Origin of the sequence: Oceanobacter antarcticus, assembly GCF_044962685.1 — a bacterium.
In the GTDB taxonomy this organism is placed as follows: Bacteria; Pseudomonadota; Gammaproteobacteria; order Pseudomonadales; family Oceanobacteraceae; genus Oceanobacter; species Oceanobacter antarcticus.
Map to the genome: position 1 here is coordinate 12,997 of NZ_JBBKTX010000036.1, position 18,515 is coordinate 31,511.

Here is an 18,515-nt window from a genome sequence, read left to right on the forward strand (position 1 = left end):
TCCAGAGAAACCAATGCTGGCAATCGAACTACAGGACATCGTGTTCCACTACCCATCCTCTCCGCCTGAGCATGCCTTGTGTATCCCACAGTGGCAGGTTCCTCCCGGCCAACGCCTGTTTTTACACGGCCGCTCTGGCAGCGGCAAAACCACATTGCTGCGTTTATTAACCGGCATGATGTCGCCACAGCAAGGCCAGATCCGCCTGCTTGGGGAAAACATCCAATCGCTGTCTCCGCCGCAACGAGATACCTTTCGAGCCCAACACATCGGCCAGATTTCACAACAGTTTTATCTGCTGCCGTATTTATCCGTAGCCGACAATATTCGTCTGGCGGCGGTGCTGGCCAAAAAATCCAGTGCCTTTCTGGATGACAGAATCTATCAACTGTTAGAACAATTGGATATGCCGCCAGCGCTATTCCATCAGCCTGCCGGACGTCTCAGTCAGGGCCAACAGCAACGGGTCGCCATTGCCCGTGCCCTGATCAACCGCCCGGCGCTGCTGTTTGCTGATGAACCAACGTCGGCCCTTGATGAAGCATCCACCGCCGCATTTATCCGCCTGCTGCTACAGAATCTGGCAACCGATACCACACTGATCATGATCAGCCATGACCACCGACAAGCCAGCTGGTTTGATCAATCGGTCGCCTTGCAAGATCTTACATCCGTTAGCAAGGGGCTTTAACATGTTATGGCGCATTGCTCGCTTGAGCCTCTGGCATCGGCGTATCACCATCAGCCTGATCGTATTGGCGCTGACACTGGCGTTTGCCGTACTGCTGGCGGTGGAACATATTCGCCATGAGGTACGTGACACCTTTACGGGTACGGTATCCGGGGTCGATCTGATTGTCGGTGCCCGCACTGGCTCCAGCAATCTGCTGTTGTACTCATTGTTTGGCATTGGCAGCCCAACCCGCAACATCAGCTGGACAAGCGTTGAAACCATTACTCAACAGCCAGCCGTCGATTGGGTTGTGCCTTTGTCGATGGGTGATTCGCACCGGGGGTTCCGGGTACTCGCCACAACCGATGCGTTTTTTGCACATTTTCATTATGGCCAGCAACGCCCTTTGTTGTGGCAACAAGGCCAAGGATTTGCCACCTCTCGTGAGGTTGTCGTCGGGGCGGCAGTGGCGCAACAACTGGGCTATATTCCCGGCGACAGTCTGGTACTGGCTCATGGTCAGGGACGTACCAGTTTCAGCCTCCACTCCGACCATCCGTTCAACGTCTCCGGCGTGCTAGCGCCAACCGGTACACCGGTCGACCAGACGTTACTGATTAACCTTGACGCCATGGATCAGATTCATGGCTACTCGCCAGGGGCGCAGCCTCAAGCCGTCAGCGCCCTGCTGGTCGGGCTGAACAATCGTATCCAGACATTTGCCCTGCAGCGTTATATCAATGAATTTGACCAGGAAGCACTGCTGGCGATTTTACCTGGAGTCGAACTGTCCTTACTGTGGGAGAATCTCCGCTGGATTGAAACCAGCCTGAGATCCATTGCCGCCTTGGTCTTGCTCTCCTCCATGCTCGGCATGATCACGTTACTGCTGGTATCAATCCAGCAACGCCAGGAAGAACTCGGAACGTTACGCTCGTTAGGAGCAGGCCCCTGGTCGGTGTTTGCCCTGATTGAAATCGAAGTATTGCTGATTACCGGCAGCGCATTACTGCTGGCGCTGCTGATCACCCAACTGGGTCTGCTGGCCGCCAGCCAGTGGCTGACACACATCACCGGCATTCAGCTGACGCCGTTATCCATCGACATCCGCTTGCTGGGCTGGCTTGGGCTACTCCTGCTGATTTCCCTGATGGTCGCAGTGATACCCGCCTGGCTTGCCAGCCGTCGTTCGCTGCTGCAGCAGTTGCACAGTGAGCGTCACTGAAGGGACCGGCTCCATCCGTGTCCGCAAAACCGGCTCTGTATTCGGACAGCCACGGAGGGCGTCCCTACAATTACCGCCATTTGTACAACGTAGGGACCGGCTCCGTCCGTGTCCGCAAAACCGGCTCCGTATTCGGACAGCCACGGAGGGCGTCTCTACAATTACCGCCATTTGTACAACGTAGGGACCGGCTCCGTCCGTGTCCGCAAAACCGGCTCCGTATTCGGACAGCCACGGAGGGCGTCCCTACAATTACCGCCGTTTGTACAACGTAGGGACCGGCTCCGTCCGTGTCCGCAAAACCGGCTCCGTCCGTTCGCAAAACCGGCTCTGTATTCGGACAGCCACGGAGGGCGTCCCTACGATTGCAGCCACTGTCGCTCTTGAGGTGTGAAACCACTTTGCTGCGAGGCCGGTAGTCTCACCAGGTTAATATCCGGTGCATAAATGCGGCTCAATTCAACAATCGTGTCAACCTCCAGACCACGTAATGCCGATACTTCCAGAACGTCAGCCTGGTTGCTCAGGGTCATTGGCCAAACTCCCATTCCGGGAACGGATCAGCCATCCCGCTCCAGAGCCGGCGACCAGTTCATCCTCGCCCAGGGATTCCCTCGCCTTTTGCAGGCACAGCGCAGCATCGTAATCGTGCAGAAAATTGACCACATCGACGACGGTCACCCGCGTATCAAGCCGGGCAATATCGCTCAGAGAATGACCTTGTTCATCAGTAAAGGTAAACACCGGTAGCGGCTCGGATAGCCCCGTCGATTCAATCAACAAATCTTCACGCAAGGTGCAACAAATGCAGCCATTGCTCATTTCTACCAGTTTTTCTTCAGCACGATGCAAAGCAACCTGTTGGCCCACCGTCATGACATCAATATTCACCTCGCTCATGTCATTGACGATCACCGCGACCCGCAGGCCTTCGCGATTATTCAAAATGTGATTCAGAACGGTGGTTTTTCCAGCTCCCAGAAATCCAGACAGCAGCGTCACGGAAAGCAATTCAAACGGATCTTCAGACATATTCGGCCTCCTTATCGTTGCCAGACAGCATCAAAATCTGTTTTCAGTTCTTGACGATCCCTATAAATGTTATGTTATAACAATAACAACATTAAGCAACGAAGGATTGCAACCCATGCCCATCCAATGGAAACGCCAGGCACTGTTTCTGGCCATCACCAGCCTGCTGTTAAGCGCCTGTGGCTCTGACGACAACTCGTCCAGCAGTGATGATCACGACCATAAAGACGAATATGGCCAACGCCTGGTCATGACGGAATTGAATGGTCAGGATATTTCGCTTTATGACCGTGACGAGGCCAGTGTGAGTCTGGTCGGTCAGGCCAGCGCGGCGGCCGGGCAATTGTTAAAATCCGATGACGGCCTCAGTGCGGCACTGATCACCTCTTCCGGCGTGCAATTTATCAGCAGCGGTCTGGCCACCGAGCCAGAAACCGATGCCATCTTCCTCGACACTCTGGCGGTGACTCTGGCAGATCCACAGCTGATCATGACGGCCAACCACTTTGCCTTGTTGCAAGACGGCAATACCGAGTTCTACCCGGCGGAAGACCTGACAGATGCCACCGGCCCAGAAGAAGACCTGACACTGACGGGTATCACCCAGACCTTCCCGGCACTGATTCTGAACGAAGGCGAAAGCCTGTACGCGGTGTTCTACGATGACCAGCTGCACGTTTACCAAGACAGCGTGCTGCAAACCAGCTACAACTGCAGTGCTCCTTCTGCGGTCATGCACAATGATGCGCTGGCGCTGATCCAGTGTGACGGTGCCTTGCGTTATCTGGTGGTTGATGAAGACGACAGCGGCTCCCACGTTGCTTACAGTGGCACCACCTTTACGGGCGAAACCGTATCCGGCTGGAGCAGTGGTGGTGAGTACATCCTGCTGTACAACAGCGATACCGTTTCCCTGGTTTACCCCCACAACGACCACACCCACAGCACCGACCCTGGCATCAGCCTGACAGATGACCAAAGCATTTGTGCTGCCGCCATCAACTACGATGCCAGTGCCCTGATTACCGTCCGTGACGACGCCAGCGCTGAAGTGCTCGACCTGACCGATAACGGTCTGGATCCGGCTACCATCAGCCTCAGCGAAGCAGAAGCCACCTTCAGCTGTGACGATATACAACTGGCCGCAGGCAGTGCGGCCTTCATGATCACCGACAACAGCAGTGGCCACCTATACACGGTGGATTCACACGATGGTGGCGCCTGGCACCTGCATGGCAGCGCGTTGGCGTTATCCAGTGGTATCAATGTTCAGTCTACCGTGCTGCTGGAAGCAGACGACGATCAAGAGAGTGACGACGACGAACATGACCATTAATCGGCCAACCGCCACCGGTAACGGTGGCAACCCGGTCAGCAGCAGACAGACAGGCACACCGCGACGGCTGACAGCAGCCGTCATCAGCCTGCCCCTGTTGTGGCTCGCTGCCCTGTCACAGGTCGAAGCTGAAACGGCTCCAGAAGCTGCCAGCCACTGGCAGGATCTGGAAGAAGTTCGAGTCACGGCTCCAGAGCAAACGCCTTCCGAGGCCATCAGTCCGGTACTGGATCAGGAATCGATTCAGGGTAACCGTAGCCAGTCATTGGGGGCCTTGCTCGAATCGATGCCCGGCGTCAGCAACGCCTCATTTGGCCAGGGAGTTGCCCGTCCGGTCGTACGCGGATTATCCGGCAACCGGGTGCAAATCCTGACCAATGGTGCCGACAGCGCCGACCTCTCCGCCATGAGTTCCGACCACGCCCCGATGGCCGATCTGGCCGCTGCCAATCAGGTGGAACTGGTACGAGGCCCGGCCGCTTTCCGTTATGGCAGTGGCATCCTTGGCGGCATCGTCAATGTACAGGACAGCCGCATCCACGATACCGAACTGGATGGCATCGACGGCGAGGTCACACTGGGGTATTCCAGTAATGATCAGGGCTGGACCCGGATCGCCCGGCTTGACGCCGGTAATGGCCAGACCATTGTGCATATCGATGGTTTTGACCGTGAAGGCAACAACTATCATGCTGGCGCTAATGGCGCACAGAGCGGCGGCCGCAGCGGCGAAATTTTCAACAGCGACACCAGCAGTCAGGGTATGGCATTCGCTCTCAGCCGGATCTTCGATAATTACGGTTATCTCGGTCTCAGCATCAGCAACCTCAGCAGTGACTACGCCGTCCCCAACGAAGATAACGACAACGCCCGCGTCGCCCCTGACCAGACGCGCTACGACCTGCGTACCGAACTCCCGCTGGACAGCAGCTGGGCCAATACCTGGCGGCTGCAACTGGGCTGGAGCGACTACGAACACGATGAATCCACCGACGACCTGGTGGTCGGCCTGTTTATTCAGGCGTTCCGGGAATGGCGTACCGAGCTGGACTATCAAACCGAATCCGGCTGGAACGGCACCATTGGCATCGGCAGCAACCAGCGCAGTTTTGAACTGTGCCACGATCATTCCGGCTGTGAACAGATTGCCGACCACAGTGACGAGAGCTGGGATGGCTCCCAGGGACCCGACTTCACCCACTACGAAGGTTATGACTTTGCCCACGATACCCCGATGCCCAGTACCGTCAGTCGTGACATCATTGGCTTCTGGCACGCCGACCAGCCATTGACCTTTGGCCAGCTGTCGCTCGGCGGCCGCGTTGAACAACGTCAGATTCAGGCCGATGAGTCTGTCATCAGCGCCAGCTTCCGCCAGGACGAAGCGTATTATAAAAACCGCCATTACACCCCGGTGTCGCTGTCTGCCAGTCTTACCTACGACCTGAACGACATCAGCCAGATGATCGCGACCTTGTCGCGCTTGCAACGGGCACCCACCACCGACGAGCTGTACTGGAATGGCGACCATCATGCCACTTTCTCCTTTCAGCTGGATAACCCCGACCTCAAGCTGGAAACCGCTCGGGCACTGGATATCAGCTGGCAAAGTTACCCCGCTGCCAACGCCAGCCAATGGCGTATCAGTGGTTATTTCTACGACTATCAGGACTATATCTATAACGACCTGAAGGACTTCACCGACCCTTACCACGGCAACCGGGTATATCGCCACGAGCAAACCGACGCCCGTCTGGCCGGTGCTGATGCCAACTGGACGCAGCCCCTCAGCGAGCAATGGACGCTGGACGTCGGCGCATCCCTGACACGTGGCTGGCTGGTGCAATCCGGCGACCCCCTGCCACGCATGCCAGCCGACAACCTCATGCTCGCTTTCAGCCGCCAACACGCCCATAACCGGCTGCGGGCTGAAGTGTTCTACCACGCCCGTCAAACACAAGTCGCGGCAGCAGAAACCATCAGTCCGGCCTGGTATCAACTGAATCTCGCCGCACGAACAGAAATCAGACTGGCTAACCAGACGTTACGACTGGATGCCCAACTGCGTAACCTCACCAACCAGTACGGCGAACAACATACGTCCTATCTCAAGGAATATGCCCCGATCATGGGACGTAACCTGCTGCTGGAACTGCAATGGCCGTTTGGTGGCTCTGGCTAACGAAATACGCACCACAGATCAGCATGGCATTAGGGCTGGCTGCTGGGGGCTCTCAGCAGGTTCGATTGACCAATTGAGAACGCCCCCTAGCGCTGTTCAACCGCCATGCCGTCGGCAAGATCGGCGGCGGGATAAAGAATCACCGGGTCATTCACCTGCAACCCCTGCAGCACACTGGCCTCGGTGCCATTGTTTTTTTCAATGCGCAGGGTGCGTAATTGCGCTTTACCGTTGTCCACCACGAATACCGCCCAGTCGCCGTTTTCCCGCAACAGTGCACTTGACGGCACCTTGATAGCGCTTGTTTTCTGCCAGACAACAATCGCCACATCGACCCGAAAACCATGCCCCAAACCAGAGGCAGAGGCCGGTAGCGACGGCAGTGTGATCATCGTCTTCACCCGTCGTTCTTCAACTCCCAGTGCCGACGTCTTGAGGTAGCCCAACGGATCAATACGGCTGACAACCCCCGCGATGATTTCATCGCCACCCCAGTTCGAGATCTGGACAGGCTGGCCGGGCCGAATCTGGACAGCATCACGAGACAACAACTCAACTTCGACCTCAAGGCCATGGGTAACGTCGCCGATTTCGACAATCGGAACGCCAGCGGTCACGACCTTTTCGTTTTCTTCCATGACACGGAGAATCTTGCCCGATATCGGTGCCAGAATATCGATGGCTTTAAAAGGGGCATCACTCCCGCTACCTGCCAATGCCGCTCTCGCATTAAGCAACTCGGCACGGCGCATGGCCAACATTGCGACTGCGCTGGCGACGGCAGCAGCAGCGTTGTCAGCCTTGACTTGGGTTTGTTCATTATCGGCAACACTGAGAGCGCCCTGCCTGGCCTGCTGCTCATTACGCCGAGCTTGCTGATCGGCCAGGTATTGGTCATTTTCAGCCTGTTTTAATGCCGCCAGAGCCGCATCAACAGCGGCTTCTGCTGCTTGTACTCTGGCCTGACCCTGCGTGATTTCATGACTGTCCAAAGGGTTAGGCAACAGCTGTGCGACCAGGGTTTTCCCTTGCACAACGGCAGCGCCCGGTTTGAGTTCCAGCCGTAGCAAACGACCAGATACCGGTGCCGATAAGACATACAGTTCGCTCACCCGTGTATGAGCTTCTTCGTTAATGGTCACTTGCATCGGCCCCTGTGACACGGTGCCGATATCCACCCGTGTCGGTTGTGGCCAAAAGGCATACACAAGCGCGATAGCGACAAGTATTGTGGCAGCGATCGTCAGGGCTTTTCTGGAAAGCTTTTTGCTGGTCATAACCTCACTCTTTTGATTTCAGGGCGGAAACCATATCCATCCGGTCGATATCCCGCTTCACCAGCCAGCCCGATGCCACCGCTGCCAGCAGAACCGATACCCCTGCAACACCATAATTGGCGGCTGAGAAGGTTGCCGGAATCTGATACAGATCGGTACTGAAGCCCTGCGCTACCCCCATCGACAAATAGTAGCCCAGCACACTGCCAAGCGGCAGCGCCAGCAAGGTTACCAGTGCCAGTTCTCCCAATAGCACAAACGCCACTTCGCCTCGGGTAAAACCTATAACCCGCAAGCTGGCCAGATCGCGCTCGCGTTCGGCATACGCAATCCGGGCGGCGTTGTACACAATGCCAAAGGTAATCGCCGCCGCAACCAGCATCATGATGTAGCGCATGGCACCGGCACCGCTGTCCATCATGTTGACAAACGCAGCCAGACGGTCACTTTTTAACGTCATACCGGCAACTGCGGGCATGTTTTTGATAGCCTGATAGACGCTATCACGAGAATGGCTGTCGAGGCTGAGATAGGCACCAGAGATACGTTCCGGCTCATGCAAATAGCGATTCAGCCAGTTAATATCCATATACGTCGGTGCTCCCAACAAGGTGTCTGCCACGCCGATTACCGGGATATGCAAGACCGGCTGGTGACCCTCACGAACGTCGACCGTGATCACTTCTCCAGGCCTGATGTGCAACATATTCGCCAGCGGTTGGGCAATAACAATACCCTGCTGGTCAAGCAGCATCGGGTTATGGGCTGCATCTAACGCACGATATAAACGCGCGGTGTTTGTCAGTCCATAAATCGCCCCGCGATAAGAGTAACGTCCGTGACGAAACACCACAGCGACATTGCGAAAAGGTTCAACGTAGGTTACGCCTTCGAGGGCTTGCAGCTCAAACACAGCTTTGTCGCCCATCGGTTGAATAAAGGTAACGCTGGCATCGCTACGATCCACCACTGAAAAGGTCAAATCGATAGCGCGATCAAACCCCGTCAGCACCGTGGTCATACCCACCGATAACGCCATGCCGGTGGCAATGCCGGCGACACTGCCGGCCATCCGTCCCGGTTGTCGTAACACCCGCCGCAACACCATCCGGCTGGGCTGATCCAGCCAATGATAAAGACGTTGCAAGCCTTGCCCGGATTGACGATAGTCCGGTGGCGCAGCCGGTCGCATGGCCACCGCCGGGGTCAACACAAAGACCTGTTTCAACACCAGCAGACCACCGACCGATGCGGTGACGATACTGACGCCAAAGCCGGTGACAAATGCCCTGGGATCAAGCTGAAAAACAATAAACGGAAACTTGAAATAGTGTTGGTAAAACACCGCCATGCTATGGCCAGCGGCAATACCCATGATACTGCCGACAATCGCGCCACCGCTGGCAATCACCAGCACCAGCTTTAAATAATGGCCACTGACTTCAGCGCTGGAATAACCAAAGGCTTTTAACAAGCCGATTTGTTCACGCTCCGACTGCACCAGGCGCGATATAACGATGTATAACAGAAAAGCCGCCACCGCCAAAAATATCGGTGGTACGCCGACTGCCGAGGCCCGCAAGCCGGATATTTCTTCACTTACAAACCGGTTGGAGGTTTGATCCTCCAGACCGTAGGCACCCAGACCACCATAGGCTTTCACGACCGCATCGGCTTGATCCAGTATCGCGGGCAAACGTGCCTGACGAGTGGTCGCTAACAAGGCCTCATTAAAAGCACCTTTCATATCGTACAGCGCCGCCAACGCGGTTCGGCTCATCCAGAACACCGCAAAGCGGCCATCGTCGGGCACCATTTCTCCCGGCGCGGTGGTGTACAAAAATTCCGGCGATTGCGCCAGACCGACAATGGTAAACTCCCTGCGGGTACCCTTCACGGTAGCGGCCAACACATCACCCGGCTTTAACTGGCGGGCACGGGCAAAGCCGTCGAGCAGCAGAATTTCATCTGCCCGGCGTGCATCCAGCATCCGGCCTGCGGTGAGCAGCACAGCATTCAAGCGCGGTGAGCCTAGGTCGGGCAGCGACACCGCTTGTGCTCTCAGTGGTATGGCGACATCCGCTAAATCAATCAGTGCATCGCCTGTTACCCGACCTTCAACGGCACTGATACCGGTGATATGGCCCAGTGATTCCAGCACGCTGTTAGGTGCCCTTTTAACGCTGACAAACACATCCGCCAAGCGGTAGCGCTGATAGTAGGCCTGCCGGGTTTCATCAAGGGTATTCACCAGGCCGTCCATCATTACCAGCATCAGCACGCCCAGCGCAATCACCAGGCCAATCGCCAATGCCTGCCCCTTGATACGCCATAAATCGCGCAATAATTTGCGCTCCAGCGGGCTTACCATTCAATCGCCCCAGCGGATAACGGCTGCGTATTAACGCTGATATTCCGAATATCACCGTCGGCAAAATAAATCACCCGATCGGCCATTTTGGCCGTATTCGCCGCATGAGTCACAATAATGACGGTAGCGCCAAATTCCTTATTGATGTCTTGCAGTACCTTTAATACCGCACGGCCGGTGTTGCTATCCAGAGCGCCGGTTGGCTCATCACAAAACAGCACCGTGGGTCGTTTGGCAATGGCGCGGGCAATTGCCACCCGTTGTTGCTCCCCCCCTGACAGTTGCGACGGAAAATGATCGCCTCGGTGTTGTAAGCCCACCAGAGTCAGCGCCGCATCGGCAGCCATTGGATTGCCAGCGATTTCAGTCACCAGCTCGATATTCTCCCTGGCGGTCAGGCTTGGCATCAAATTATAAAACTGGAATACAAAACCAACCTGATCACGGCGATAGCGGGTCAGCTCGGCGTCTGACAATTCGCTCAGATTTTGCTGCTGAAAAAAAACCGAGCCGCTACTGGCTCGATCCAGCCCACCCAATATATTCAACAGTGTCGACTTACCACTGCCTGACGGCCCGAGTAACACAACGATTTCACCGGCCGGTATGTCAATCGTTACTCCGCGCAGCGCATGCACGGCAGTATCGCCTGCGCCGTAGACTTTCGTCAGCTGCTTGGTGGCAAAGGCCATTGGATGCTGTGGCTGTGGCGGTAACATGGGACTATCCCGGTCTTGAAAGAAGCGCGCCATACAGTAAGGAGCACACATGGAGCACGTATAGTGGTGTAACCAACCGAGACACTCAACAAAGTCTTTCACTGACGCGCCATTGATCTGGGGAATCATCTCTTTAATCCCGATACAGCTCTCGACTCTGGCTTGCAGCAACCCGCTTCCTGCGGGGCACCAGATTAAAATAGATGGCCCCTGTTGTTCGGAGGCTTTCTAGGAATTCTGGGGCACTGTGTGCTAATGTTATATCCATCTGTTTTTAAATATCAGCCGAAGACATCGCGTGTGTCAGAAATACCCAGACCCTGCCTGAGAACGTTGATCTCGCCAGGAGGTCAGTTTTTGCACTATTAATTGGCACCTGAGTCCACGATTTGAAACTGGTTATTTTTAAAACAACTTACAGAATTTAAAAAGCGACAAATGCTGAAATATAACTGGATTGCTCGTAACCAACCAATCGTGAAAAATCATCCTGCCTCAGCATTTTTAATGAGTCATTTGGTATATTTATGAACAAATCTGCAATAGAAAATGAAACTTCTGGATTCTCCAGTTCAAGCAAGACCCAGGCATCATTGGTTCGGCATTTAATTCAGAATGATATAATTTCAGGAATATTCAAACCTGGAGAAAAACTCAAACCCGCCCAATTAGCCGCCCACTACGGCATTGGTCTGATTCCGGTACGCGAAGCCCTGTCCAAGCTTGCCATGTCGTCCTTTGTTACCGCAGAGGATTTGAAGGGGTTTAAAGTAGCACAGGTATCCAAATCAGAGATCGAAGACTTATTGAATCTACGTTTGAACCTTGAAATCACTGCCCTTGAGCAATCCATTAAAAATGGTGATATCAAATGGGAAAGCACACTGGCAGGCATCACCCACCTGCTACTGTCATTATCCCAACAACATGAATCAGAAGCATCGGCAGTTGAATGGCACCAGGCCCATGAAAAATTTCATGATGTGCTCATCGCTGCTTGTCCATCGCCCTGGTTAATAAAAATTTGTACCATGCTCAGAGAGCAATCAACCCGCTATCGGTTTTTATCCTCGCGAAGCAAAAAATTCAATGACCGCCATTTGTACGATGAGCATAAAAATATAGCGGAAGCAGCCCTGAACCGTGATGTTGAAAAAACGGTAAAACTCTACATACAGCATTTGAGTAAAACGGCCGATTTGGCAATAGCCGCATTGGATTAATACATTCCCTGGTTCAACCCCGGGTTCCCGAAATAAGTAATCGTTTTCAGCCCTGCCCAGCAACCAAACATGCCGCGCTGAAACCAAAAATCGATCAGCGCACAACGCGCTGATCGATAACACCAAAGGGGCCGGCATCACCGTTATCAAACATGGCCTGCATCCGCACCCGGTCGCCAAACTGCATAAAGGGTGTTTTGGCAGCTCCCTCATCTATTATTTCGATGACTCGACGTTCGGCAATACAGGCTGAACCAGCGGCACGGGATTGATTCGACACCGTGCCAGACCCCACCACACTGCCCGCTGACAAGGTACGGGTGCGAGCTGCGTGAGCAATCAGTTCACCAAATGCGTAATGCATTTCGCGGCCATGGGGTTCGCCAAAGCGCGCACCATTCCACTCGACCTTGAGGTGCATATTGACCCGGCCATTCGCCCAGGCATCACCCAGTTCGTCAGGAGTAACGGCAATCGGGGCAAAGCTGCTGGATGGCTTGGCCTGCAAAAAACCGAAGCCGGTTTTCATTTCGTGGGGGCCAAGTGCCCGCAAACTCCAGTCGTTGACCTGGACGATCAAACGTATCTGTTGTTCTGCCGCTTCCGGGCTGCAACCCATCGGAATGGCTCCCACCACCACACCAAACTCTCCTTCGAAGTCGATGCCGTATTCTTCGCTGGCCATGACCATATCGTCCATCGGGCCATGAAAATCGTCACTGGCACCCTGGTACATCACTGGAATGGTCTCGAAGTGCGGGATACGTTCAGTATTAAACGCACGTTCCATCAGGTAGCCGTGATTCAGGAAGGCCGAGGCATCCAGCCATTGCGGTGCGCAGGGTAACGGCGCAGCGCATTGGGCCGGGTCAAACGCAAAGGCACCAATAAAAGTGCCATCGTTGAGACGGTTATAAATTTCTTCCAGCTCTGGCTGACGGGTATCCCAGCACTCCAGCGCAGAAAGCAGATCCGGGGCAATCATGGAAGCATCGGCCGCCAGAGTCTGGTCGCGGGATACCACAATCAAACGACCGTGTTTACGTGCAGATTTGAGTGAAGCCAGTTTCATGGTGTTCTCTTATTATTGTATATATGCGTTTCATCTAAAAATGCAGCCCGCAGTAATTTATAGATTTGCCCTATGGATAATAAAAGCGGTTGTTCTACAAGTGGCTCAGCTGGTCAGGGGTTACCACCCCTCTGCGACGACTTTTCCGCTCTGCGCTGCCCCGTCACAACAGAATGACCAGGGGCGTTTACTCCTGCAATACGTTCAGCCCCAGCGCGCCTCTGCCTTGAGATCTTTTTCCGCCGCATCAAGCCAACGTTCCCGGGTATTGGTCTCAGACTGGTGCAAGGTTTCTTTTTTCCAGAACGGCGCGTGGTTTTTGAGGTAATCCATCATGAACTGGCAGGCTTCAAAAGCGGCTTCGCGGTGGGGGCTACTGGTGCCAACAAAGACAATCTGATCGCTGATGCCGAGCTGCCCGACGCGGTGGACAATTTGCACCCGGCCCAGCGGCCAGCGCGCGCAGGCGTCGTCTTCTATCTGGTGCAACGCCCGTTCGGTCATGCCGGGATAATGTTCCAGCAACAGGCCGCTGACGGCGTCTCCCTGATTCATATCGCGTACCAGCCCGACAAAAAACACCACGGCACCATCGGTGGGGTTGTCTCCGATCAGTTGCTGATATTCAGCTCCCACATCGAAGTCTTCGGTTTGTACCCGTACCGCCATATCAGCCTCCGGTCATGGGGGGTAACAACGCAATTTCATCCGTTGCGCAGACGATGGCATTTTCGTCGTTGGTCAGTGCCTGGTTAATGGCAACCAGTGCCCGCCCTGCTGCCAACACATCCGTCTGATGCGGAAAGTGCTGTTGCAAGGCGAGCCGCAAACTGGCAACCGTGCAGGGTTCGGGAAGGTTCATGCGGAGGCAATCGGTGCCCAGTTCGTCACGTAAGCGGGCAAACAGTAATACCTGAATCATGACAGTGCTCCTGCTGTACCTGTACTGCCGGAATTTGCCTGCCAGAGACCCGTTTTACCACCCTGTTTTTCCAGCACCCGAATACCGCTTAGACACATGGCAGGATCAACCGCCTTGCACATATCAAACAGCGCCAGGGCAGCAACACTGACGGCTGTCAGGGCTTCCATCTCGACGCCGGTCTGGCCACTGAGTTTGCACAGACTGTGGATACGCACGCGGTTTTGCTGCACTTGCACCTCAAAGTCTATCGCTACTTTTGACAGCATCAGGGGATGGCAAAGGGGAATCAGCTGACTGGTCTGCTTAGCTGCCTGAATCCCGGCAATACGGGCAACACTGAATACATCACCCTTATGGTGATGGCCGCTGATGATCATCTTCAGGGTGCTTGCCTGCATCTGCACATAACCTTCAGCACAGGCTTCACGCACAGTCACGACTTTACTGCTGACGTCGACCATGTTGGCTTCACCACGTGAATTAACGTGAGAAAAAGCCGGTTGTGGTGCAAGTTTATCCATCTCAGCCTCGCGTTCCACAGGGGTTGTCTGCGGTATTTTTCAGCCGCAAAACAAAGTTGCAGGGACGGAAACGGGCATCCAGCTGACTGGCAATAATGTCATCCCAGGCAGTACCACACGCATTAGTGGAACCCGGCATGCAGAAAATCAGCGTGCTGTTGGCAAGGCCGGCAACGGCACGACTCTGAAGGGTCGAAGTGCCAATCTGATCGAAGGAGATCTGCCGGAACAATTCACCAAAGCCGGTAATGGTCTGGTCGAACAAAGGTTCCAGCGCATCGGGGGTATTGTCGCGTTCGGTAAAACCGGTTCCACCAGTCACCAGCACCACCTGGGTGCTGGTGTCGGCAACCCATTGTGATACGACGGCGCGTAATTGGTATTTGTCGTCGGCCACAATCGCTTTGGCGGAGAGCACATGCCCTGCTGCGGTGAGCTTTTCGATCAGCAGATGACCGCTGGTATCGGTTGCTTCGGTACGGCTGTCAGAGACGGTCAACACGGCGATATTGAGAGCAACGAAGTCATCAGTAAAGGTTTTTGACATGATAAAAGTTCCTTTAATCCTGAGGTAGAACCGACCAGTCTGCTTGTAGACTGGCCTGCCATTCTTCCGGGGTATTGGTATTGGTTAGAGTGTTATCAACAGGTGCTGGCAATGCCACGGCGTTTTCCCGCCGCAACAGGCCACGAATGGATTTGTCTGATGCAGCCAGAGTAATACGGGCACACAGATCCTCACGCAGGGCGTCATGCAACGGCAAATACAGCGGTAAATACTCGTTTTCGTAATACACCGCCGTGCGCAGGCGCTGGCCTTCCTCCAGCAGATGCTGCAGGGATGCAGTACAAACAAAAGGCAAGTCCACCGGCAAGACCAGTACCGCTGTCGCTTCCGGCCAGGCTAAAGCAGCGGCCTGGATGCCGGCCAACGGCCCTTCGTGATTGTCACTGTTGGAGTCACTGAGTACCGGTACATCCAGATCCGTCGGAGTCTGGTGACGGCGATGGCGACTGACCGAACAGGCGTCCAGCGACAGCGATTGCAACAAGGCCAATTGACGGTGCAACAGGCTTGGATAACCGGCTACTGATAGCAATGCCTTGTCCTGACCCATACGGCGCGACTCCCCACCGGCCAGAACCAGACCCAGGATAAACGCAGTCGACATCATCAGCCTCCTAACATCGCCAGGTGACGGGTAGCACCGGTAGCGCCTTGATGCAGGGAGTGGCTCACGCGTTTTTCACCCAACAATGTCAGCAGACGAGCCTGGAGCAAATCCTCCTTGCCAGCTTCCAGCAAGGTTCGAATATCATGGCCTTGCTCACCAAACAGACACAGATGCAACTTGCCGACAGACGACAGACGCAGGCGATTACAGCTGGCGCAGAAGTCCTTGCTATAGGGCATGATCAAACCAATACGGCCCCGGTAATCCGGATGCTGGAATTCCAGCGCTGGCCCGGCGTTGATCTCTTTCAAGCGCGGTTGCCATCCTTGCTGTAGCAGCTGCTGGCGAATCTCGTCTCCACTGACATGATGTTCGGTAAAAAACACCTGATTGTCGCCAGTTTGCATCAGTTCGATAAATCGCAGACTAACGGGTGTCTTACGAATCCAGTTAAGAAAATCCTGCAGTTGATGGTGATTAAATCCTTTCAGCAGAACGGCGTTAACCTTGACCTTCAGTCCCAGCGCCAGCGCTTTGTCCAGACCTTGCAGCAAATACGGCAAACGGTCATGGCCGGTAATGTTGGCAAATTGCGCCGGATCGAGACTATCGATACTGAGGTTGAGGTGGGTCAGACCGGCGTCGGCCCAGTCCTGCACGGCATGTAACAGCCGATAGCCATTAGTGGTAATCGCGACCTGATCAATACCGGGGGTTTGCGCAACAATACGAATAATATCCGGCAGATCTTTACGCAGACTGGGTTCACCACCGGTGACACGCACCTTGCGTGTCCCCAGTGCGGCAAATGCTGCCACAGCACAACGAATTTCATCCAGCGCCAGGTATGTCGGTTTTTCCGAGCACTGGTAACCATCCGGCAGGCAATAATTGCAGCGGAAGTTGCACTGATCGGTCACCGACAGGCGTAAATAACCGAAGCGACGGCCAAAGGCGTCACTCAGTTGGGGTTCTGGCAATGTCATGTCACACCTTTCCAAATATGTGGGAGGCCAGCCAGTTTCCCGGCTAACCCTGGTGACCGACCGCCGTTATTGGTGGTGGCCACGGCGGCAGCTGCGTACCTCATACCTGATTAGCTCAGGGAGGGTTAGCAACAGCCGCTCGGCGATGAACTGCGTTTCATCAAAAAAACAAACAGGATCAGCAGCAGATCAAGCAGTGCCAGATAACCAGGCCTGATGCAGATCCTCTGCCGCATGGTGAATATCTGCCACAATCATGGTCATGTTTTGCTCCTGTTCATTTCTGTGTTCAAGCGAGACAAGAGTGTCCCCAAGTCTTGCTGTCGGGCCTTACGTAACGCCCGCCATTGGGTCTGGTTCAGCGTGGCCAGGGCCTGTTCAAAATCCTGTTCGGATAATTGTTCGGATGCCTTGCTCACCAGGTGGTGATTGTCTTCTGTAACTTGTTGAATAATATGCTGCCCCAGCTGCCTTGCCGTCGCTCGTGCAACGTCCAGATTCCACTTTTCAGGAACCAGGCAGACGTCCATTAACGCGGCGATCAAGCGGGATTCCTGAGGGAGGTTGTCATTTGTGTCGGTATGGGTCGCCGATACGTTATCGCTGATCTGGTGCAATTGTTGTAAGGCTGGTTCCTGACGGAAATCACGTATCACCAAGGCAAAATTCTGGATTGCCGTCAGTAACATGCCGACTAACTCATCGTTCTTGGTCAGGCAGTCCGACTCTTGCAAGCAGAGTTCCAGCTGTTCAATTAACGCTATCCAGATCGCATGGTTCTCGCGGAACTCACGAATCACTTGCTGCTGCGCCGATTCCTGTTCTTCCCCCACTGCCGCCACCAGTACCGGAATCCGGGTCTGCTGGACCACTTTTAACAGCACTGAGCCGAACAGGCGTTCGATCAACGAACGACGCCAGTGCGTCCCCATCAAAATCAGGTCTGCTTGCAGCTCCGTCGCCTTAGCCAGGATGGTGTCCGCAATCGAATCGTCACAGACTTCGGAAATAAAATCGGCGCTTATATTTGCTGTTCGTGCCCAGCCGGTTGCCCGTGCCTTGATGTAACCATCTCGCCACAGGTATTTACGGGCGAACAGTTCCGGGGCCATGGCGTGCAGCAGCCCGGCATCTTCACGGTTCACTTCGTTGTCCTGCGGCGACAGGTACAAAAAGGTCACATGGGCACCGTGGACTTCAGCCATGCGCACCCCCGACTCCAGCACTTGCATCGACAGCTGGCTTTCATCCAGCGGGATAAGTAGTTGCTTGTACATCCTGTTTGCTCCTCAGTGCGGCTGGCTGCGTTTCAGTAAAAAACTCGCCAGCGCCGGCAGTAAAATCAGCGCGCCGAGCATGTTCCACAGGAACATGAAGGTCAGTAATATGCCCATGTCGGCCTGGAACTTGATCGGTGAGAAGGCCCAGGCACCAACGCCAATGGCGAGGGTGCAGCCGGTAAAAATAACCACCCGGCCGGTGAACACCAGGGCCCGATAGTAGGCTTCGGAGAGGCTGGCCCCAGCGCGTAGCCAGGTTTGCACCACGCTGAGGATGTAGAGCGCGTAGTCGATGCCGATGCCGACCCCGAGAGCGATCACCGGCAAGGTCGAGACCTTGATGCCGATGCCGAGGAACACCATCAGCGCTTCCACCAAAATCGAGGTCAGTACCAGTGGCACCATGGCGCAGATCACTGCGGGCAGGGAGCGGAAGGCGATGATGCTGAGCAGGGTGACGGCGATATAGACGCCGTACAAAATCTTGCTGTTGGCGACCTTGACCACTTGGTTGGTGG

Annotated in this window: 18 protein-coding genes, 1 pseudogene and 1 riboswitch; of the genes and pseudogenes, 5 read left to right on the plus strand and 14 right to left on the minus strand. The window is 54.9% G+C overall.

Annotated features, from left to right (window positions below):
- The first annotated feature begins 13 nt into the window (after nucleotides 1-13).
- Together WG929_RS19740 and WG929_RS19745 are read left to right on the plus strand one after the other, a co-directional pair.
- The gene (locus WG929_RS19740; protein WP_416207444.1) at nucleotides 14-691 is read left to right on the plus strand and encodes an ABC transporter ATP-binding protein; all 678 of its coding nucleotides are present in this window, start codon (nucleotides 14-16) and stop codon (nucleotides 689-691) included.
- A gap of 1 nt (nucleotide 692) precedes the next feature.
- The gene (locus WG929_RS19745; RefSeq protein WP_416207445.1) at nucleotides 693-1,898 is read left to right on the plus strand and encodes an ABC transporter permease; all 1,206 of its coding nucleotides are present in this window, start codon (nucleotides 693-695) and stop codon (nucleotides 1,896-1,898) included.
- 359 nt (nucleotides 1,899-2,257) lie between these two features.
- Here the strand turns inward: WG929_RS19745 and WG929_RS19750 are convergent, their stop codons facing one another.
- Both WG929_RS19750 and WG929_RS19755 read right to left on the minus strand, forming a co-directional pair.
- Entirely contained in the window at nucleotides 2,258-2,431 is a 174-nt protein-coding gene (locus WG929_RS19750) for a hypothetical protein (protein WP_369856705.1), read from the minus strand.
- Nucleotides 2,432-2,489: 58 nt separating this feature from the next.
- Nucleotides 2,490-2,930, minus strand: a pseudogene (locus WG929_RS19755) (GTP-binding protein); the annotation flags it as partial.
- 115 nt (nucleotides 2,931-3,045) lie between these two features.
- Here WG929_RS19755 and WG929_RS19760 point away from each other — a divergent pair.
- Nucleotides 3,046-4,266 (plus strand): hypothetical protein, encoded by a 1,221-nt coding sequence (locus WG929_RS19760; protein ID WP_416207446.1) that lies wholly within the window; start codon nucleotides 3,046-3,048, stop codon nucleotides 4,264-4,266.
- On the plus strand, nucleotides 4,241-6,448 hold the full coding sequence (locus tag WG929_RS19765; RefSeq protein ID WP_416207447.1) for a TonB-dependent receptor: 2,208 nt from the start codon (nucleotides 4,241-4,243) through the stop codon (nucleotides 6,446-6,448). The genes WG929_RS19760 and WG929_RS19765 overlap by 26 nt, the downstream gene beginning before the upstream one ends.
- Before the next feature lie 86 nt (nucleotides 6,449-6,534).
- On the opposite strand, the gene WG929_RS19770 is transcribed toward WG929_RS19765, so the two are convergent.
- From WG929_RS19770 to WG929_RS19780, 3 genes are read right to left on the minus strand one after another with little or no spacing between them, the layout of a single operon-like run.
- A complete protein-coding gene (locus WG929_RS19770) occupies nucleotides 6,535-7,725 on the minus strand; it encodes an efflux RND transporter periplasmic adaptor subunit (RefSeq protein WP_416207448.1) in 1,191 nt (396 codons plus the stop codon).
- 4 nt (nucleotides 7,726-7,729) lie between these two features.
- Nucleotides 7,730-10,096 (minus strand): ABC transporter permease, encoded by a 2,367-nt coding sequence (locus tag WG929_RS19775; RefSeq protein ID WP_416207449.1) that lies wholly within the window; start codon nucleotides 10,094-10,096, stop codon nucleotides 7,730-7,732.
- Entirely contained in the window at nucleotides 10,090-10,815 is a 726-nt protein-coding gene (locus WG929_RS19780; protein WP_416207450.1) for an ABC transporter ATP-binding protein, read from the minus strand. Before WG929_RS19780 ends, WG929_RS19775 begins: the two co-directional genes overlap by 7 nt.
- Before the next feature lie 527 nt (nucleotides 10,816-11,342).
- Between WG929_RS19780 and WG929_RS19785 the strand changes: the two genes are divergently transcribed.
- Nucleotides 11,343-12,038: an FCD domain-containing protein gene (locus tag WG929_RS19785; protein ID WP_416207451.1), complete on the plus strand. Its 696-nt coding sequence runs from the start codon at nucleotides 11,343-11,345 to the stop codon at nucleotides 12,036-12,038.
- A 94-nt stretch (nucleotides 12,039-12,132) separates the two neighbouring features.
- On the opposite strand, the gene WG929_RS19790 is transcribed toward WG929_RS19785, so the two are convergent.
- From WG929_RS19790 to WG929_RS19830, 9 genes are all read right to left on the minus strand, one after another.
- Nucleotides 12,133-13,110, minus strand: a complete 978-nt coding sequence (locus WG929_RS19790) for a fumarylacetoacetate hydrolase family protein (RefSeq protein ID WP_416207452.1) — start codon at nucleotides 13,108-13,110, stop codon at nucleotides 12,133-12,135.
- A gap of 204 nt (nucleotides 13,111-13,314) precedes the next feature.
- Nucleotides 13,315-13,779: a molybdopterin synthase catalytic subunit MoaE gene (gene moaE / locus WG929_RS19795; protein ID WP_416207453.1), complete on the minus strand. Its 465-nt coding sequence runs from the start codon at nucleotides 13,777-13,779 to the stop codon at nucleotides 13,315-13,317.
- Between the two features lies 1 nt (nucleotide 13,780).
- Nucleotides 13,781-14,032, minus strand: a complete 252-nt coding sequence (locus WG929_RS19800) for a MoaD/ThiS family protein (RefSeq protein ID WP_416207454.1) — start codon at nucleotides 14,030-14,032, stop codon at nucleotides 13,781-13,783.
- Nucleotides 14,029-14,556 (minus strand): cyclic pyranopterin monophosphate synthase MoaC, encoded by a 528-nt coding sequence (gene moaC / locus WG929_RS19805; RefSeq protein WP_416207455.1) that lies wholly within the window; start codon nucleotides 14,554-14,556, stop codon nucleotides 14,029-14,031. Before moaC ends, WG929_RS19800 begins: the two co-directional genes overlap by 4 nt.
- A gap of 1 nt (nucleotide 14,557) precedes the next feature.
- The gene (moaB, locus tag WG929_RS19810) at nucleotides 14,558-15,103 is read right to left on the minus strand and encodes a molybdenum cofactor biosynthesis protein B (RefSeq protein WP_416207456.1); all 546 of its coding nucleotides are present in this window, start codon (nucleotides 15,101-15,103) and stop codon (nucleotides 14,558-14,560) included.
- Nucleotides 15,104-15,116: 13 nt separating this feature from the next.
- Nucleotides 15,117-15,728: a molybdenum cofactor guanylyltransferase gene (gene mobA, locus WG929_RS19815; RefSeq protein WP_369856693.1), complete on the minus strand. Its 612-nt coding sequence runs from the start codon at nucleotides 15,726-15,728 to the stop codon at nucleotides 15,117-15,119.
- A gap of 2 nt (nucleotides 15,729-15,730) precedes the next feature.
- Nucleotides 15,731-16,717, minus strand: coding sequence for a GTP 3',8-cyclase MoaA (gene moaA, locus WG929_RS19820; RefSeq protein WP_369856692.1), 987 nt, complete (start codon nucleotides 16,715-16,717; stop codon nucleotides 15,731-15,733).
- Nucleotides 16,706-16,874: riboswitch (molybdenum cofactor riboswitch) on the minus strand. It overlaps the preceding gene by 12 nt.
- 103 nt (nucleotides 16,875-16,977) lie before the next feature.
- Nucleotides 16,978-17,994, minus strand: a complete 1,017-nt coding sequence (locus WG929_RS19825) for a universal stress protein (RefSeq protein ID WP_416207457.1) — start codon at nucleotides 17,992-17,994, stop codon at nucleotides 16,978-16,980.
- Between the two features lie 12 nt (nucleotides 17,995-18,006).
- On the minus strand, nucleotides 18,007-18,515 hold a 509-nt coding region (locus WG929_RS19830; RefSeq protein WP_416207458.1), incomplete at its 5' end, for an MMPL family transporter.

What these genes read in the sequence shown, in the direction of transcription:
- WG929_RS19740 (WP_416207444.1), top strand. Translation starts at nt 14, where the DNA reads ATGCTGGCAATCGAACTACAGGACATCGTGTTCCACTACCCATCCTCT.
- WG929_RS19745 (WP_416207445.1), top strand. Translation starts at nt 693, where the DNA reads ATGTTATGGCGCATTGCTCGCTTGAGCCTCTGGCATCGGCGTATCACC.
- WG929_RS19750 (WP_369856705.1), bottom strand. Translation starts at nt 2,431, where the DNA reads ATGACCCTGAGCAACCAGGCTGACGTTCTGGAAGTATCGGCATTACGT.
- WG929_RS19760 (WP_416207446.1), top strand. Translation starts at nt 3,046, where the DNA reads ATGCCCATCCAATGGAAACGCCAGGCACTGTTTCTGGCCATCACCAGC.
- WG929_RS19770 (WP_416207448.1), bottom strand. Translation starts at nt 7,725, where the DNA reads ATGACCAGCAAAAAGCTTTCCAGAAAAGCCCTGACGATCGCTGCCACA.
- WG929_RS19775 (WP_416207449.1), bottom strand. Translation starts at nt 10,096, where the DNA reads ATGGTAAGCCCGCTGGAGCGCAAATTATTGCGCGATTTATGGCGTATC.
- WG929_RS19780 (WP_416207450.1), bottom strand. Translation starts at nt 10,815, where the DNA reads ATGTTACCGCCACAGCCACAGCATCCAATGGCCTTTGCCACCAAGCAG.
- WG929_RS19785 (WP_416207451.1), top strand. Translation starts at nt 11,343, where the DNA reads ATGAACAAATCTGCAATAGAAAATGAAACTTCTGGATTCTCCAGTTCA.
- WG929_RS19790 (WP_416207452.1), bottom strand. Translation starts at nt 13,110, where the DNA reads ATGAAACTGGCTTCACTCAAATCTGCACGTAAACACGGTCGTTTGATT.
- moaE (WP_416207453.1), bottom strand. Translation starts at nt 13,779, where the DNA reads ATGGCGGTACGGGTACAAACCGAAGACTTCGATGTGGGAGCTGAATAT.
- WG929_RS19800 (WP_416207454.1), bottom strand. Translation starts at nt 14,032, where the DNA reads ATGATTCAGGTATTACTGTTTGCCCGCTTACGTGACGAACTGGGCACC.
- moaC (WP_416207455.1), bottom strand. Translation starts at nt 14,556, where the DNA reads ATGGATAAACTTGCACCACAACCGGCTTTTTCTCACGTTAATTCACGT.
- moaB (WP_416207456.1), bottom strand. Translation starts at nt 15,103, where the DNA reads ATGTCAAAAACCTTTACTGATGACTTCGTTGCTCTCAATATCGCCGTG.
- mobA (WP_369856693.1), bottom strand. Translation starts at nt 15,728, where the DNA reads ATGTCGACTGCGTTTATCCTGGGTCTGGTTCTGGCCGGTGGGGAGTCG.
- moaA (WP_369856692.1), bottom strand. Translation starts at nt 16,717, where the DNA reads ATGACATTGCCAGAACCCCAACTGAGTGACGCCTTTGGCCGTCGCTTC.
- WG929_RS19825 (WP_416207457.1), bottom strand. Translation starts at nt 17,994, where the DNA reads ATGTACAAGCAACTACTTATCCCGCTGGATGAAAGCCAGCTGTCGATG.